Annotated in this window: 12 protein-coding genes and 1 pseudogene; 2 read left to right on the top strand and 11 right to left on the bottom strand. The window is 33.3% G+C overall.

Features of this window, described 5'->3' with window-relative positions:
• Positions 1-3: 3 nt before the first annotated feature.
• On the bottom strand, positions 4-1,548 hold the full coding sequence (locus ACFQ1R_RS06130) for a helicase HerA-like domain-containing protein (RefSeq protein ID WP_379925246.1): 1,545 nt from the start codon (positions 1,546-1,548) through the stop codon (positions 4-6).
• Positions 1,549-1,744: 196 nt separating this feature from the next.
• Between ACFQ1R_RS06130 and ACFQ1R_RS06125 the strand changes: the two genes are divergently transcribed.
• Positions 1,745-2,374 carry a 7-carboxy-7-deazaguanine synthase QueE gene (locus tag ACFQ1R_RS06125; RefSeq protein ID WP_379925245.1) on the top strand — a complete coding sequence of 210 codons (630 nt, stop codon included), beginning with the start codon at positions 1,745-1,747 and terminating at the stop codon, positions 2,372-2,374.
• Positions 2,375-2,504: 130 nt separating this feature from the next.
• On the opposite strand, the gene ACFQ1R_RS06120 is transcribed toward ACFQ1R_RS06125, so the two are convergent.
• Entirely contained in the window at positions 2,505-3,032 is a 528-nt protein-coding gene (locus ACFQ1R_RS06120) for a DUF2911 domain-containing protein (RefSeq protein WP_379925244.1), read from the bottom strand.
• A gap of 265 nt (positions 3,033-3,297) precedes the next feature.
• Between ACFQ1R_RS06120 and ACFQ1R_RS06115 the strand changes: the two are divergent.
• Positions 3,298-3,480: pseudogene (locus ACFQ1R_RS06115) on the top strand (winged helix-turn-helix transcriptional regulator); the annotation flags it as partial.
• Between the two features lie 2 nt (positions 3,481-3,482).
• Here ACFQ1R_RS06115 and ACFQ1R_RS06110 read toward each other — a convergent pair.
• The 9 genes from ACFQ1R_RS06110 to ACFQ1R_RS06070 form a co-directional block, all read right to left on the bottom strand.
• Complete coding sequence (locus tag ACFQ1R_RS06110) at positions 3,483-4,934, bottom strand: FAD-dependent oxidoreductase (protein WP_379925243.1); 1,452 nt, start codon at positions 4,932-4,934, stop codon at positions 3,483-3,485.
• Between the two features lie 191 nt (positions 4,935-5,125).
• Positions 5,126-5,809 (bottom strand): hypothetical protein, encoded by a 684-nt coding sequence (locus ACFQ1R_RS06105; protein ID WP_379925242.1) that lies wholly within the window; start codon positions 5,807-5,809, stop codon positions 5,126-5,128.
• 203 nt (positions 5,810-6,012) lie between these two features.
• Positions 6,013-9,345: a bifunctional amidotransferase subunit GatB/aspartate--tRNA ligase AspS gene (gatB/aspS, locus tag ACFQ1R_RS06100; RefSeq protein ID WP_379925241.1), complete on the bottom strand. Its 3,333-nt coding sequence runs from the start codon at positions 9,343-9,345 to the stop codon at positions 6,013-6,015.
• A complete protein-coding gene (locus tag ACFQ1R_RS06095; protein WP_379925240.1) occupies positions 9,345-10,745 on the bottom strand; it encodes an amidase family protein in 1,401 nt (466 codons plus the stop codon). Before ACFQ1R_RS06095 ends, gatB/aspS begins: the two co-directional genes overlap by 1 nt.
• 2 nt (positions 10,746-10,747) lie before the next feature.
• Positions 10,748-11,017: a hypothetical protein gene (locus ACFQ1R_RS06090; protein ID WP_379925239.1), complete on the bottom strand. Its 270-nt coding sequence runs from the start codon at positions 11,015-11,017 to the stop codon at positions 10,748-10,750.
• A 302-nt stretch (positions 11,018-11,319) separates the two neighbouring features.
• Positions 11,320-11,955, bottom strand: a complete 636-nt coding sequence (locus ACFQ1R_RS06085) for a response regulator transcription factor (protein WP_379925238.1) — start codon at positions 11,953-11,955, stop codon at positions 11,320-11,322.
• Positions 11,952-13,856 carry a tetratricopeptide repeat-containing sensor histidine kinase gene (locus ACFQ1R_RS06080; RefSeq protein WP_379925237.1) on the bottom strand — a complete coding sequence of 635 codons (1,905 nt, stop codon included), beginning with the start codon at positions 13,854-13,856 and terminating at the stop codon, positions 11,952-11,954. The genes ACFQ1R_RS06085 and ACFQ1R_RS06080 overlap by 4 nt, the downstream gene beginning before the upstream one ends.
• 37 nt (positions 13,857-13,893) lie before the next feature.
• Positions 13,894-14,871 carry a T9SS type A sorting domain-containing protein gene (locus ACFQ1R_RS06075; RefSeq protein WP_379925236.1) on the bottom strand — a complete coding sequence of 326 codons (978 nt, stop codon included), beginning with the start codon at positions 14,869-14,871 and terminating at the stop codon, positions 13,894-13,896.
• 6 nt (positions 14,872-14,877) lie between these two features.
• Positions 14,878-15,987, bottom strand: coding sequence for a hypothetical protein (locus ACFQ1R_RS06070; protein ID WP_379925235.1), 1,110 nt, complete (start codon positions 15,985-15,987; stop codon positions 14,878-14,880).
• Positions 15,988-16,060: the final 73 nt, after the last annotated feature.

The following is a 16,060-nucleotide window of genomic DNA, read 5'->3' as shown; positions in this document are numbered from 1 at the left end:
GGGTTACTTTTTCAATACTTTAGTTAAAATCCCAAAAACACTTCTAATAAATGTAGCACTTGTAAGCACCTTTACAACAGGGTTCATAGCAGTACTTTTTCTGCCAGAAGTTGTTGAAGTTGTTTTTTTAGCTTCCGCTTTTTTAAGTGCTTCTTGTTCTTTTTTGGCTTTTTCTTTAGCTTCTTCGGCTTCAGCTTGTTCTATTTTTTTATTCAGAAGTTCATAAGCACTTTCTCTATCGATGGTTTCGTTGTATTTTTTAACCAGTTTTGATTTAGATAGTAAATCGTTTAATTCTACTTCTGTTAAAATATCCATTCTGCTCATTGGTGCACGCATCATGGTTGCGGCTAGTGGTGTTGGACGACCTTTTTCATCAAGTGCAGATACCAATGCTTCACCTGTTCCTAAAGATGTTAATACTTCAGTTGTGTCATAAAACTCAGAATCTGGGTAATTTTGTGCTGTTAGTTTAATAGCTTTTCTATCGTTTGCTGTAAAAGCACGTAAGGCATGTTGAATTTTTAAACCTAATTGACTTAAAACTGCTTCAGGCACATCGGTTGGATTTTGAGTTACAAAATACAAACCAACACCTTTACTGCGTATTAATTTTACAATGCTTTCAATTTGGTTTAATAACGCTTTTGAAGCTTCATTAAAAATTAAATGTGCTTCATCAATAAAAATTACAAGTTCTGGTCGTTCACTATCACCTTGTTCTGGGAATGTTGAATAAATTTCAGCTAACAAACTTAGCATAAAGGTTGAAAATAGTTTTGGTCTATCTTGAATATCGGTAAGTCTGATGATGTTTATATAACCTTTACCTTCGTTGTTTACGCGTAATAAATCATCTACATCAAAGGATGTTTCGCCAAAAAATAAATCGGCACCTTGTTGTTCTAATTCTACTACTTTTCGTAAAATAGAACCTGTTGATGCTGTTGAAATGCGCCCGTAAGCATCATCAAACTCAGCTTTTCCTTCTTGGGTTGCGTATTGTAATATTTTTTTGAAATCTTTTAAATCAAGAATTGGCAATTTATTATCATCACAATATTGAAAAATTACCGCTACAACACCCGATTGTGCTTCTGATAAATCTAAAATTCGAGATAATAATACAGGACCAAATTCACTTATTGTGGCTCTTAAGCGTACACCGTTTTGTTCAGATAGTGTTAAAACTTCAACAGGAAATCCTTTGCTTTCCCATGGAATACCAATTTTAGCATGGCGTTCATCAATTTTTGGGTGTCCAGCACTTGGTTGTGCCAATCCGCTTAAATCACCTTTTATGTCCATAAGTAATACAGGAATGCCTTTATCGCTTAAATTTTCGGCTAAAACTTGAAGAGATTTTGTTTTACCAGTACCAGTAGCACCAGCTATCAAACCATGTCTATTTAAGGTTTTTAATGGAATTTTAACTAAAGCATCTGTTATAGTTTCACCATCTAACATGGCAGCACCAACAGGTATATAATCGCCTTTACAAATATTGCCTTCGGTTATATGTTTAAAAAAAGTGTCCTTCGTATTCATGTATTGATTTTATTGTTTTTAAATGGTCACATGCTGTTCGCTATTAATCATTCCATTGAATGGTGAAATTTTGAAGATGCTTGTTTCATTTACTGTATTTTTTTATAAAAATAGGTATTTATATATCAAATTAAAAAAACATGCCTTATAAAACTTCCAACAAATAACAAGCAAACTCCTATCTTTGCAAACGATTATGAATAAAGACATACAAAATTTAGTAAATAAAGGAGTGTTGTTGCCTTTAATGGAAGAGTTTTACACCATACAAGGTGAAGGTTACCACAAAGGAACAGCAGCATATTTTGTGCGTATTGGTGGTTGTGATGTTGGTTGCCATTGGTGCGATGTAAAAGAAAGTTGGAATGCTAAGTTGCATCCACCAACCGAAATTTCAAAAATTGTTGAAAATGCTAAAAAATATAGTAATACCATAGTAATTACAGGTGGCGAACCATTAACTTGGAATATGTTGCCTTTAACAAGCCAGTTAAAAGCAGAAGGTTTACAAATACATATAGAAACTTCCGGTGCTTATAAGTTAACAGGTATTTGGGATTGGATATGTTTATCACCAAAAAAAATGAAACTACCTACTAAGGAAGTTTATGAAAAAGCCAATGAATTAAAAGTAATTGTTTATAATAACGACGATTTTCGCTTTGCAGAAGAACAAGCAGCCAAAGTAAACAAAGACTGTATTTTATATTTACAACCCGAGTGGAGCAAACGCGATAAAGTCATTCCAGAAATTGTAGCGTATGTAATGGCAAATCCAAAATGGAAAGTATCGCTACAAACACATAAGTATTTAAATATACCCTAGTTTTAATTCCATTCAAAATTATCTGTAAAACAAAAAAAGTTCCATTAGTACTTTAACTAATGGAACTTTTATATTTTCGCCTAAAGCCTAAAGCCTAAAGCCTAAAGCCTAAAGCCTAAAGCCTAAAGCCTTATTTCCCAACAGGAATAGCAACTCGAACAGTTCCCCAAGCTAAAAACATGGTATTATTATCAAAAGCAATAGAGAACGCTTCAACAGTATCACCTTTACTAGTTGGCGCTTTAATTCTTAAAACATCACTACTTTCTTTATATGAATATGCACCCCAAACATCCAAATCACTACTAAGTATTACGGTCCATTCTGTATCATTCGGAATGGTAAATAATGAATACGTTCCAGCCTTAACTTTTTTACCACCAAAGGTCATATCTTCAAAAAACTTAATTTCGGTAGCTTCATTAGCACCTGTTCTCCAAATTTTACCGTTTGGCGCAAGTTCACTTAGTGTACGTTCTTTAAGTTGTGGTCTACTATAAATAACCTTAATCATAGGTGTAGCATTTCTGTCTGTTCTATGGTAAGCTATATCCAACGGACTTTTATCTAAGTTAGAAAATTTTTGAGCCTGTGTATTAACCGTAAAAAGCATTAAAAAAGCAAAAGCAATGGTTGTTAAAAATGTTGTTTTTTTCATTATTTAAGTTTTAAAGTTTAGTAAAGTTTTAAAGGTAAGTCTAAAAAATCTTAAAGTTTTTGTAAAAGTAGTAATTAACTGTTAAAATTTTAATTTTTTGGGCGTTACCACAAGGGTCGGGCTTTACGTTACAAGTCCTCGCTCGTACCTCGCTGTGGGCTTTTCACTGCAATCCCTAACGCAAACTTTTACAAAAACTAAGAAACCAAGGTTTTACTTTGTATATGCGCCAGATGAATATGTTAATTCATAACTGTGTGTGTAAATTTCAAATAAAATGTTTACCCAAACCGTAAGAGAGTTAGAAAAAGACGGACTTATTTCCCGAAAAGTTTACCCTGTAGTTCCGCCAAGAGTTGAATACAGGTTAAGTAATAGAGGAAAATCATTCGAACAAATTTTAAGAAATTTGGATGCGTGGGGTTTAGAAGATTCTAAAAAACAATAGAATTATATTATTTTTTTGCGCTTTGCAATTCGTCCTCTAGGTTCATTGCCTTCATGAAGTACAATGTCAGAATGTAAAAATTGTGCAGCATCAGCAGAATCTTTTACTTTGGTTGCACTGCGTTTTATCATTTCTGTTTCAAACTTGGTTAGTATTGTATGCCTTAACCCATCTTCTTTCCATGTTGAAAAAGAATTACAACTTTTTGTTAACATTCTAGCTAAAGTTAATGCATCTAGCAATGCTTGGTTTGCACCTTGTCCTTTAAACGGACTCATAGGATGTGCAGCATCACCAATAAGTGTTATTGCACCTGCATTTTCTAATAATTCTGGCTTTAGTAATTCGCGGTCGTATACAGGATAGCCAGAAATTTGAGTTTCTAGTGTTGCTTCTATAATTTGTGGAATAGGCGCATGCCAAGGTGTTCTTTTATAGGCTTCATCTTTTAATGCTTTAGCACCTTTTAAACTTAATGCTTTAGCATCTTGTTCAGGCATTGGGAAGCTTAATTGCCACATTATAGAGTTGGTTGTAAAAGGCATCATGTAAATACGTTCATTACCGTTAGCAGTTTGAAATACTGTTGCAGAATCAAGTAAATCGCTATCAACACTTTTAATATTTTTTAAAGGGCAAATACCCAAAATAACGATACAATCTAAGTATCGTAAAGGCGTTTTGTACTCGCCAATTAGTTGTTTCCGTACTGTACTTCGAATGCCATCAGCACCAACTACCAAATCTGCTTTAGTGTTTTTTATTGTTCCATTAACATCAAAACGAAGTTCGATAGTTTTATCTTCATTTTGTTTAAAATCTATAAGTTGATGATTCCATTGTACTGTATTGTCAGTAATAAGTTGTTCAAGCAATGTTAGACGTAACGATTGTCGAGCAATATGTATATTTGTACGCTTGGGTGTTGTTTTTGTTTCTTTCTGCATCCATTTTCGCATGCCCCATTCTCCAATAATGGTTCCATCAGTTGTATGAACAACATGTCGATTAGAAACTATGCCTTCTTCTAAATTTAAAATTCCAAATCCTTCAATAGCTTTACTGGCTTGTTGCAACGTAAGTCCGTAACCTTGAGAGCGTACATCAAAACCATTGTCACGTTCATAAAGTGTAAATGGAATACCGCGGTGTAAACACGCAACAGCTAGAGCAATACCACCAATACCGCCGCCAATAATAGCAACATGCGGATAATGTTCTGTGTTGGGAATTGTAGGTGTTGTAGTAGGAACCAACCCAAAACCAGAACAGTTTGAGCAAACAACTAGATGTCCTTTTGGGCGAACAGGTACTTTTCCTTCAAGTTTAGAATTTTCAAAATTTTCTAATGCTTTTTGGTAGTTTAGCTTTACTTTTTTGCGTAGTCGTTGCCTTTTTTTACCTCGTCCGTGGCATTCATTGCAAATAGTCCAGCTAGTTTTTTTGTTTTTCACCTTTTTATTTATTCACTATAAATTAACTAGAGCATTTATTTTAGTACATGCCTTTTTTGTGAATGGAACGTATTATGTAAAAAGCACTAGTTTTTTAAAATAAATATACGTATTTGTATGAACGTAACAGAATGCTAATTTTCACAACAAATAATTGATGCTCTTAAATTCTACTTTGTTAATTCAAAATATTACTCATGAAAAATACTAGTTTTTCCTTGTTTTTTTCTGTAAAGTTTTATCATATAGATAACAAATCCTACTACAATTAAGCTTAAAAAGAAGTAAGTAGCTATTACGTAACCAATTCTGTATTTTGGTGGTTTACCTAAGTATTGGCTAATATCTTGCTTGGTGTTTATTTTAATTGAATTAAATAATTCTGCTTTAACATCGTCGTTAAAACTTTTATCACTAGCATAGAAAAACGTATATAAATTTTTGTTTAATAAGTAAAATTCAGCCTCGTAAGTTGGTGTTCCTATATCGTTAACAAACTTTAAATTATAGCCTGTAAAACCTTCTTTTTCAACAATTGATTTTGTTTTTACATAATAAGGTACTCTATAACGCATTCTAGCAACAACACGATTGTATTCATCTAGTAAACTAGCATAATCGTATGGTAATTTTGATAGGCTTTCCTTTTGGTCTTCATTTTCAAAAAGCACTTTTTGAACGATAAAGTTGTATGTATTGGTTTTAAATCTGATTTGGTGAATTTGAACACCGTCAACAAGTGTGTCCGATTCAACGAAATTTTTAGGAACATTCAAACTAACCAAATCGTCTAATTTGTGTGAGAACATCTCATTATTTTGAGAGTTTATGTTGCTAGTAATTAAAACGAAAAGTAATATATAAAGTTTTTTCATAATGGTATGATTTTTTAAATCTTTGATATAAAGTTAAGAAACTTATAACAAGTCTAAAGTATAAATTTTTTTAACTCTATTAACAAAATGTTAATCACATTTAATAAAATTTATTGTTATGGTTGGTTATTTAAAAAAAAACAAAATCTCAATAACTAGTTATTGGGATTTTGTTAATTAGATGTTGTTTTTTAATAAAAAAATTATTTTCTAATAATACGCACATTCATTTCCTCAACTTTTTTATCAGAAAGTAAAGAAGGCGCACCAAATAATAAATCGTCGCTAGTACCAGTTTTTGGGAATGCCATTACTTCGCGTATGGATGCTTTTTTCTCTAAAATCATCATCAAACGGTCTACACCCCAAGCAATTCCACCGTGTGGTGGCGCACCGTAATGGAATGCTTTATACATGGTACCTACACTTTTTAACATTTCTTCTTTATTGTAGCCCATATTTCTGTAAGTGGCTTCTAAAATTTCAGGTTTGTGAGCACGTACCGAACCACCTCCAATTTCGTAGCCGTTCAATATCAAATCGTATTGTTGGGCAATGATGCTACCAATTTCAGCGTCATTTCCTTGCATATGTTTATCAATATCATAAACCGCTGGCATAGAAAATGGATTGTGGGTAAACGTCCATCTACCTTCATCTGTACGTTCAAACATTGGGAAGTCTATTACCCAAGCAGGACGTAACTCTTTAGGGTTTATTAATCGTAACATGCTACCTAATTCTTGCCTAACGGCATCTAAGGCTTTATTTGCGGTAGCATAATCGGCAGCTGAGAAAAATACGATATCACCAATTTGTGCATTGGTTGCTTTTATAATTCCTGCGGCAATATCTTCACCTAAAAACTTAATAATAGGCGATTGTAAATCGTTTTCATTAACAATAATGTAAGCTAAACCACCCAAACCGTGTTGTTGTGCAATGGCAGTTAGTTTTTCAATTTGCCCTTTTGATAAACGCTTATCACCTTGTTCTTCAGCAGAAACTTTAATACATTTTACAATACCGCCTTCTTCAATTGGTTTGCTAAATACTTGGAAGGTAGTATCTTTTACAATGTGAGTAATATCTTGAAGTTTTAAGCCAAAACGTAAATCGGGTCTATCACAACCGTAAAAATCCATGGCATCTTGATAGGTAATTACTTCAAACGGACGTAAAATCCATTTATTACCATAAATTTTTGTAACCACTTCATTAAACATTTTGGTGTTTAAATCGATTATTTGTTGCATACTTGCATACGCCATTTCTAAATCTAACTGGGTAAATTCAGGTTGGCGATCGCCACGAGAATCTTCATCTCTAAAACAACGTGCTATTTGGAAATATTTTTCATAACCGCTTACCATTAACATTTGCTTGAATTGTTGAGGTGCTTGCGGTAAGGTGTAAAATGCACCTGATTGTTTTCTTGAAGGTACAATAAACTCACGTGCGCCTTCATCGGTTCCTGCGCTTAAAATAGGCGTTTCAATTTCAAGGAAATTTTGCTCGTCTAAAATATCGCGTAGTAGCTTGATTACTTTATGGCGGTTTACAATAACACGACGCACATCGTCATTTCTGTGGTCTAAATATTTATATTGAAAACGGGTGTTTTCGTTGGTTTTTGTAGCACGTTTTATTTCAAAAGGTAGCGTTCTAGATAGGTTTAAAATTTCCAGTTCGGTTGCTTCTAATTCAATTTTACCTGTTCGTAACGCCGTGTTATAATCATCTTCTTTACGCTGTACTATAGTTCCAGTAACGGTTATAACCGATTCGGGTTTAAGTTTTACTAATTCATCTAAATTAGGGAACGATTCTCTACTTAAACGCACTTGGAAAATTTCGGTGCTTGAATCGCGTAAATCGATAAAAATCAATTCGCCATGGTCGCGAACGCTTGAAACCCAACCAGCAAAAGTGACTGTTTCTGTAATATTAGCTTCAGAAACACCCGAAATTAAATGGGTTCTGTACTCTTCTTTTACAATGATAGGAATTTGTGGTAAAACTTCTTCCTGTGTTTTAGAAGTTTGTTGTTGAGGTGTTTGTTGTTTAGTTGTTTCAGAAGCATTTTTAACTTTTAACTCTGAACTTTGCAACTGACTCAAAATACCTTCGCGAATCACTTTTCCTGAAGCTCCTTTTCCAATAATCGCAATAATTTTTCCAACTAAAATACCTGCTTTTCCTTGGTTTCCTGCTTTAATGTCGTTTGCTATCGCTTCATTTTCTGAAATAACTTTAGCGATGGCTTCTTGTATCTTTTCTTCTGAAATGGTGTTTTCTTCGAAATATTTATTGTAATCAAAACTTCTATCTTTTAAATAAGAAGTAATGGCGTTTTGAACCAATACGGATGTTATTTTTTCATCTTTAAAAAGCTGAAAAATTTCAATTAAATGCTCAATACGATGAATATCGCCATAGGCATCGGCACCAATATTATTTACTAATGTTTTGGCAACAAAAGATGGATCTTGAAGCGCATTGTTAATAGTTACAAAAGTTTCCGAACGCAACGAATCGGCAGTAAAAAATTTGGCATCTTGCGGTAAAACGCCACCATTTATCAAAATAGATTCTACCGCAAACGGAAGTGTTTGGATATCTACATTAATAGTTTCAACAGCTTCTTTAATGTTTACAAATGGTAAATCGGGTTCCGAAATAAAACGGTAATCGGCCTCAAATTCCTTTTTACGCATGGTTTTGGTTTGCTTTAAATCGGCATCCCATAAAACAGTGGTTTGGTCGGGTCTAAATTCTTTATGTTCTAAGAAATAGTTAAGTTGTTTTTCAACTTCTTCTTTTAGAGCATCCACCATAAATTTAAACGAGTTTAAGTTCTTAATCTCGGTACGTGGGTTTAAAGTGTAACTGTGTTTTTTACGAAGTGATACCGAAACATCCGATTTAAACTCACCTTTTTCAAGATTTGCCTCCGATATTTTTAAATTTTGAACAATACGTTGAATGTATTGTGCGTAAATAGAAGCATCTTCAATATGGCGAATGCAAGGTTCGGTTACAATTTCAATTAATGGTACACCAGCTTTGTTAAAATCGACCAACGAAACGGTTTTTTCGTGCATCAATTTAGCGGCATCTTCTTCAATATGCACTTGGGTTAAATTTACGGTAAACTGACTTCCATCGTTACGGAAACAAGACACTTGTCCATCAGGAATCACAGGGTTGTGAAACTGCGTAATTTGAATATTTTTCGGGTTATCGGGGTATTCGTAATGCTTTCTGTCCCAAGAAATCACTTCATTTTCAAACGATGATTTTACCGCTTTCCCAAAATAAATAGCCTTAGTAATCGCTTCTTTATTAATGGCAGGTAAAACGCCCATTTGCCCAGTACAAACCGAACAAATGTTTTGGTTTGGGGTTTCAATTTCTTGGTTTGGGCAAGAACAAAATAATTTGGTTTTGGTATTTAGTCGAACGTGTGTTTCCAGTCCGATTACTAACTCTAAATCGTGTGCTTTAAGTGCTGCGTCTAATTGCTCTAATTCCATTATATCGTATCTTTTAAGAAGTTAGCAAACTTCAAAACAAGTTCGTCGTTATTTTTTGCGGCTGTTATTTGTAAGCCTGTTTCGGTGCCTTGTGGCGCGGTAAGCGTAGGCAGTTGCCCTAAGCTGAACCCAACCGTATAGGCATCACTTAAATACATAGCGTGTGGGTCTTTTAAACTATCGCCAATTTTAGGTGGTGTACTAGGTGTAACCGGCGATAGAATGATGTCAACTTCTTTAAAATCGTTTTCAAAATTTTCTGAAATCGCATCGCGAAGCGCTAAACCTTTTAAATAGATTTCATCTGAAAACCCTTGAGATAATACTTGGTTTCCACCAACAATACGTCTTTTGGTTTCTTCTGAAAAATTCTCGGAACGCGTTACAGCGTATGATTCTTTTAGGTTTTTATCTTCAATGCGGTTTCCGTAGTTACTACCGTCTAAACGCGAAAGGTTAGAAGCAGTTTCAGCCATGGCCAAGGTATAATAGGTTGAAACTAATATATCCGATTTAAAGAAATCCAATTCTTTTACTTCAATGCCTTTGGCTTTTATTTTTTCAATAGTTGCTAAAAAATCAGCTTTAATTTTTGGGTCGATTGCATCACTTTCAACGAAATTTTTAAAATATCCGATGGTTTTAATACCATTTGAATTTGAGATACTTTCTTCTTTAATTTCAGCGGAAGCGTATGTAGTTTGATCTTTTGCGTCTTTACCACCCATTACATTCAGCACAATACGAATATCTTCAATGGATTTAGCGATAGGTCCAACACAATCGGTAGAAGATGCGTAGGCCATCAATCCGTAGCGGGAAATACGTCCGTAAGTTGGTTTTAAACCATATACATGGTTGTAACCAGCCGGTTGTCGCACAGAACCACCTGTATCGCCACCAATAGAAAAAACGGTGTAATCTTTGGCCACATTGACTGCCGAACCACCACTGGAACCACCACCTACTAAATCGGGGTTGATGGCATTTTTAACAGCACCAAAAATGGTATTTTCAGAAGAAGAACCATGACCAAAACTATCGCAGTTTTCCTTTACTAATGGAATAGCCCCAGCATCCAATAATTTTTGAATGGCCGTGGCGGTGTAGGCCGATTTGTAATTTTTCAACAATTCTGAACTTGCAGTTGTATAGGTGCCTTGAACCATGTAAACATCTTTTATTCCGAAGGGAATGCCTTCCAGTAACCCGATGGTTTCGCCTTTTGCAATTTTAGCATCTACTTTGGCGGCTAAATCTAACGCCAAGGTATCTAATAAAGCGTTTACGGTGTTATTGGTATTGGCTTTTAATAAGTTCAGCTTTTCTTGTACCAAGTTTGTACAAGTAATTTCTTTGTTCACCAGTTGTTGGTGTATTTTGTGTATCTGAGATTCCATAATTATTCTTCTATAACTTTAGAAACCACTAAATAGCCTTTTTTCTCTTTCGGAAAATTTTCAATAATGATTTTCTTTTCCAATGCAGAACTTTCAATCACCACATCGTCTCTTAAATCGTTTAAAGACACGCTATTATTATGATTAACATTAAAAGAGTTATTATTTGTTGGTTGTGCATTTTTAATCACTTCAAATAATTTGTTCACCGCCTCACTGGGTTGTGCTCCTTTAATACTCGACAATACGTCGACTGTCATAATTTTACTCATTTTCTGTATTTTTAAATTAAAAAAAGCCCTCCGTATTTGGAAGGCTTCATATATTTTTAAACAACAACCTTCCTGTCCTAAAAATTAGGATTATTGAAATTATTATTGTTGTTATTGTTGTTATTGTTGTTCATAATGTTTTACGTGTTCAAATATATACAGAATAACAATACTAAACACTATTTTTATAATATTCCTTTTCTGTATTATTAAATTGATAAGAAACATGAAGTTAATTTGAAAAACTTTCAAATTATAATTGATTATAGTTTAAAATGAGTGGATTGTTAGTATAGTAATATTTAAATCAATCCTTTTTCAATAGCAACTCTTACTAGTCCAGCCACATTTTTAACACCTAATTTTTGAATAAGATTACTACGGTGTGCTTCTACTGTTTTTGAGGTTACAAAAAGTTTTTCTGCAATTTCTTCGGTAGTATATTCTTTTACAATTAATTCTAACACTTCTTTTTCACGTCTGGTTAATGTTGGAATGAAAAATGAACTGTTGGTTGGCTTTCCTAATGAATCGTTAAGAAGCAAACGTTGCAACTTTTCCGGTAAAAATAATTGGTTGTTTTTTACGGCTTTTATAGCGTTGATTAACTCTGTTTTATTAGTGTTTTTTAGTAAATATCCAGAGGCACCATTTTTAATAATTTGTTTGATAAATGAAATGTCTTCGTAATTGGACAGGGCAATAATTTTTAACTCCTTATACGTGTCTTTAAGTTGTTTACATAAATGGATGCCGTTACCATCGGGTAGGTTTATATCTAATAACAAAACTTGTGGTATGATGTCTCGTAAACCATCAATTGTGTCGTTAACACAGTGGTATGTGCTAATTATTTGAATGCCTTCCACTTGTTTAAGCATGGTTTTTAAACCTTCAACCACCATCATATGGTCGTCTGTTATAGCAACGGTTATCATGTTTTTTGAATATTTTTTAAATCGATATTTATAGTAAAAGTTGTTCCGCTTGGGTTGTGTTCTTCCTCAAGTGTGGCGTTTAAAAAAGCAATACGCGAAGCAATGTTTTTTAATCCAATACCAGCGTTTTTTTGAGAACTTTCAAATCCCTTTCCGTTATCTTCAACAGTTATAAAAAGGTTGTCATCGTACGAATTTATTTGAACGACAGCTTCAGAAGCATCGGCGTGTTTTATGATGTTGTTAACCAGTTCTTGTACAATTCTATAAATAACGGTTTCAATATTTTTTGATAGTTTGATATCATTTCCAAAGTGTTGAAAATTTATTTTTATAGGATGAAAACCCTCAAGTTTGTTGCAATAATTTTTTAGGGAAGTTATAAGTCCAAAATCATTGATGGTGGTTGGTGAAAGGTTGTGCGATATGTTTCGAACTTGGTCACAGGAATAATCAATCATATCAATCGCTTTGTTGAAAAGGGTTTTAGTTTCTATGGAAAGCGATTTTGAATCGATACTGGACAATTGAAATTTTATGGATGATAAATCGCCATTAATGCCATCATGCAAATCTTGTGCAAGCCTCACGCGTTCTTTTTCTTCGCCTTCTATTAAAGCCTGTAGTTTTTCGATATCGCGTTGTTGTTCTAGTTTCGAGATTTCAATGTTTTTAACTTTTTGGAGCTGAGCGTAAAATGCCCAAATGCTTATTAAAATTATCAATAAAATAATTCCGCTTATCGAGACCAGCACTAACTTGTTTTTATTTTTTGTGAGCTCCAATTGGTTATGCTCTAAAGCTATTTTTTTTTCTGCGATTTCTTTGTCCTTTTTCTCAGATTGGTATTGTTTTTCTAATAAATTGATTTCTTTTAAGTGGTTTTCGTTTAGCAACGAGTCTTTTAATTGGGCATTTTGTTTTAAATGAAAATATGCAGAACTGGTTTTGTTTAAAGCTTCGTAAACTTGTGCTAATTGTAAATGAGCCTTAGCCTGTATTTCAATTTTTTGGTCTCTTTCTGCGGTTTTTAGTGCTTCGTTTAAATACGTAATAGCGTTTTTATGGTCTTTGTTTAAAGCATACGAGCTACCAAGTTCTAAAATCAAATCGTTTTTATAATATTTGTCATTTATGTCGTTAATAAAAGGTAATGCCTTTTTGTAATAATAAATGGCTTTATTATAATTTTTGGTTTCAAAATAATAGGTTCCAAAGTTGCGTTGGGCAAAATAGTTTAAACGAGTGTTATTAATAGTTTTTGTAATACTATCGGCTTTTATAAAATAGTTATAGGCTTGCTCAAACCTATTAAATTTCATGTTTGCCAAACCCAAATCGCCCATAGCATAAGCTATTCGCTCCTTATCATTTTTAGGAATAATCTTTAGTGCTTTGTTTAAATATTCAAGTTCCTTTTCCTTGTTTTTTAAAGAGTTGTAAAAAGCTGCGAGATTTTCGTAAGACATGCCTAAGCGGGAACTATCCTTAACAGTTTCAAATATTTTAATACCTTTAATGTAATTATCAATAACATTATTAAAAGCACCTTTGTATTGATAAGCATTTCCTAAATTAATATACAGGCCACCAGTACCTCTTTGGTAATTTGCATCCAAACTATATGGTAACGCTTTGTTGTAATAATAAATAGCCGAATCGTAATTAGCCATATCGCTATGTACAATACCGCTATATTGTAAAGACTTGATTACTCCAATTTTATAGTTGTTTTCTTTGCTTTTTTTGTAAGCTTTTTTGTAAAGTTTTAAAGCTTCTTTTGGATTTGCAGATTCCTGTTCATAGGCTTTGTTAAGAATTGAATTTATAAGCGTGCTGTCGTTTTGACCAAATATTATTTGGAAACAAGACACTAAGCCTATGAACAGGAATCGTTTCATTCTAATTTTAATAGTAATTTAAATGTAATTAATTTATTTACTTCTTTATTATTTTTTTTGAAATGCTGCCGCCACGTGTTTTAATTTGAAGTAAGTACATCCCTGTTGGTAATTTAGAAACATTGAGTTGTTCCATATTTGTTGAAGCTTCTAGAATTACCTGACCACTCATGTCAACCAATTGCATGTGTTCAATGGTGTTATTTTGAATTGATAGATGCAAAATATTTTCAACGGGGTTTGGATAAATTTTAAAGTCTTTAAATGCCGTTTCCTCGTTTGAAAGCGTGGTGCTAAATTCTGGTTTTCCATATAAACTCCACGTACCATTGCTGCTTTTTACTCGAATATGCAAAATATGGTCGCCAGCTGATAAATTAATGGGAACAGGAATGTTTAACGTTTCATCAACCGTAGCGCTTTCAGTTAAAGCTATGGCAGTTGCGTTTCCAACGCCTGGGTCGGTATCAATAAAAAATTCAGCGGCAACAATAGTATTGTTACTTATTTGGGTCGACTTATAAAGCACTTGTCTTCCGTATAGGCTCCATTGGTTAAAATTGTTTTTAACTCGAATGTGTAAGATATGAATACCAGTGCTTACGGAATTCAAAGGGATAGTAAACGTATTGTTTAAACTTGTGCCGTTGGAAATGCTTAAAGGTTCTGCATTGCCAACCCCAGGATCTGTGTCAAAAAAGTATTCAGCTTCGGTGATGGTATTGTTTAAAGCCGATGAAAAGTTAGCAAGATAAAACGTTTGGCGCGCATACAAACTCCATTTGTTTGCATTGTTTTTTGTTCGCATGTGTAAAATATGAATGCCAGAGGTTAAACTGTTTACTGGTATTGTTAAGGTTTCGTTTAAATTAGCAATGTCAGTTACATCTACATTTACAGCATTGCCAGTTCCTGGGTCGGTATCAAAAAAGTACTCTATTTCTGTTATGGATTTTTGTCCTAACCCCAACAAGGTGTTAAAACAAAAAAACCATAAAATGTATTTTGTTTTCATAGTTTATTAATTTTCAACGTTAGCATTCGCTTTAAAAACTACTTCAAGATTTCCTCCAGCTTCAACAACGGCATTATTAATGTTGATGCTTGTTGGGTATGGTAAATCAAATGGATAGCCTTTCATTTGAAATAAAAATCCTTGGCCATAAATTCCTAAATCAGAATTATCTGATCCTGCTCCTATAGCTGGAGAACCTGCTTTAAGTTTGTAGTTTTTTGTGTAGGTAAATAAAGGATTTTCTGGTGAGCCAATATCTCTGAATTGAGGATTGACATTGTTTAGGTTATTGATCCCATTCAATGTGGTTAAAGTTTGACCACCATAAGCAAATGTTAAGCAATTTTGAAAATTTAAAGGAATATTATTAAAATTGTTAATGGTACTTATAATAGTTGAAATTGCATCTCTACTTGTTAATAAAAACATATTATTATTAAGTATAGGATTATTACAGTTATTAAAAGCAATTTTCTCTGTTCCAGTATTATCAAAAACCATAAGATTGTTGTTAAAAGTGTCAGATGAGATAAGTCCGGAAACAGTACCGTTAATTTGAGTATTTGAACTAGAATTTCGTATAAAAATATTATGAGTTATTATGTTATTCCCATGATTAATATTAAAGATATTCAGGTAGTTCGCTGTTCCTATAGAGTTGAATAAATTACCTTGAATTATATAGTTGAAAGGACGACTAAGACTTATTGATCCAATTTTATTATTTTGAATTAATACATTTGAAATAGCTCCAAAATTATTATCATTAATACCATTAATTATCTCTAACCCACTTATGCTAGAATTTGATGCAGACTTGCTAAGATTATCTGTAAACAACATCATAGCGCTAATTTTTGCACTTTCACCGTTTGCAAGTTCAGGTCCATGACCAATACCTCTTAAGTGTATTTCTTTATTTATAGTAATGTTTGGATAAGCATTGGGCGATGGGTGAATATAAATAAAATCACCTTCCGATGCGGCATCAATAGCGGCTTGCACACTTGTAAATTGTGCCGTAGTTCCTGGTCGATTATCAACCGTCCATGTGGTTTGAGCAAATAAAGTTGCACCAAGTAATAAAAAAGTAAAGTTTAAAATAATTGTTTTCATGATTAATAGCATTTAAAAGTTATAATGCTAAATTACTTTTCGAGAATAGGTTTTTTTTAAGGGAATAACATAG

The organism is Mariniflexile jejuense, from assembly GCF_042675665.1.
Classification (GTDB): Bacteria; Bacteroidota; Bacteroidia; order Flavobacteriales; family Flavobacteriaceae; genus Mariniflexile; species Mariniflexile jejuense.
Note: the sequence above shows the minus strand (reverse complement) of the source record. Positions and strands in the feature narration are given on the sequence as shown.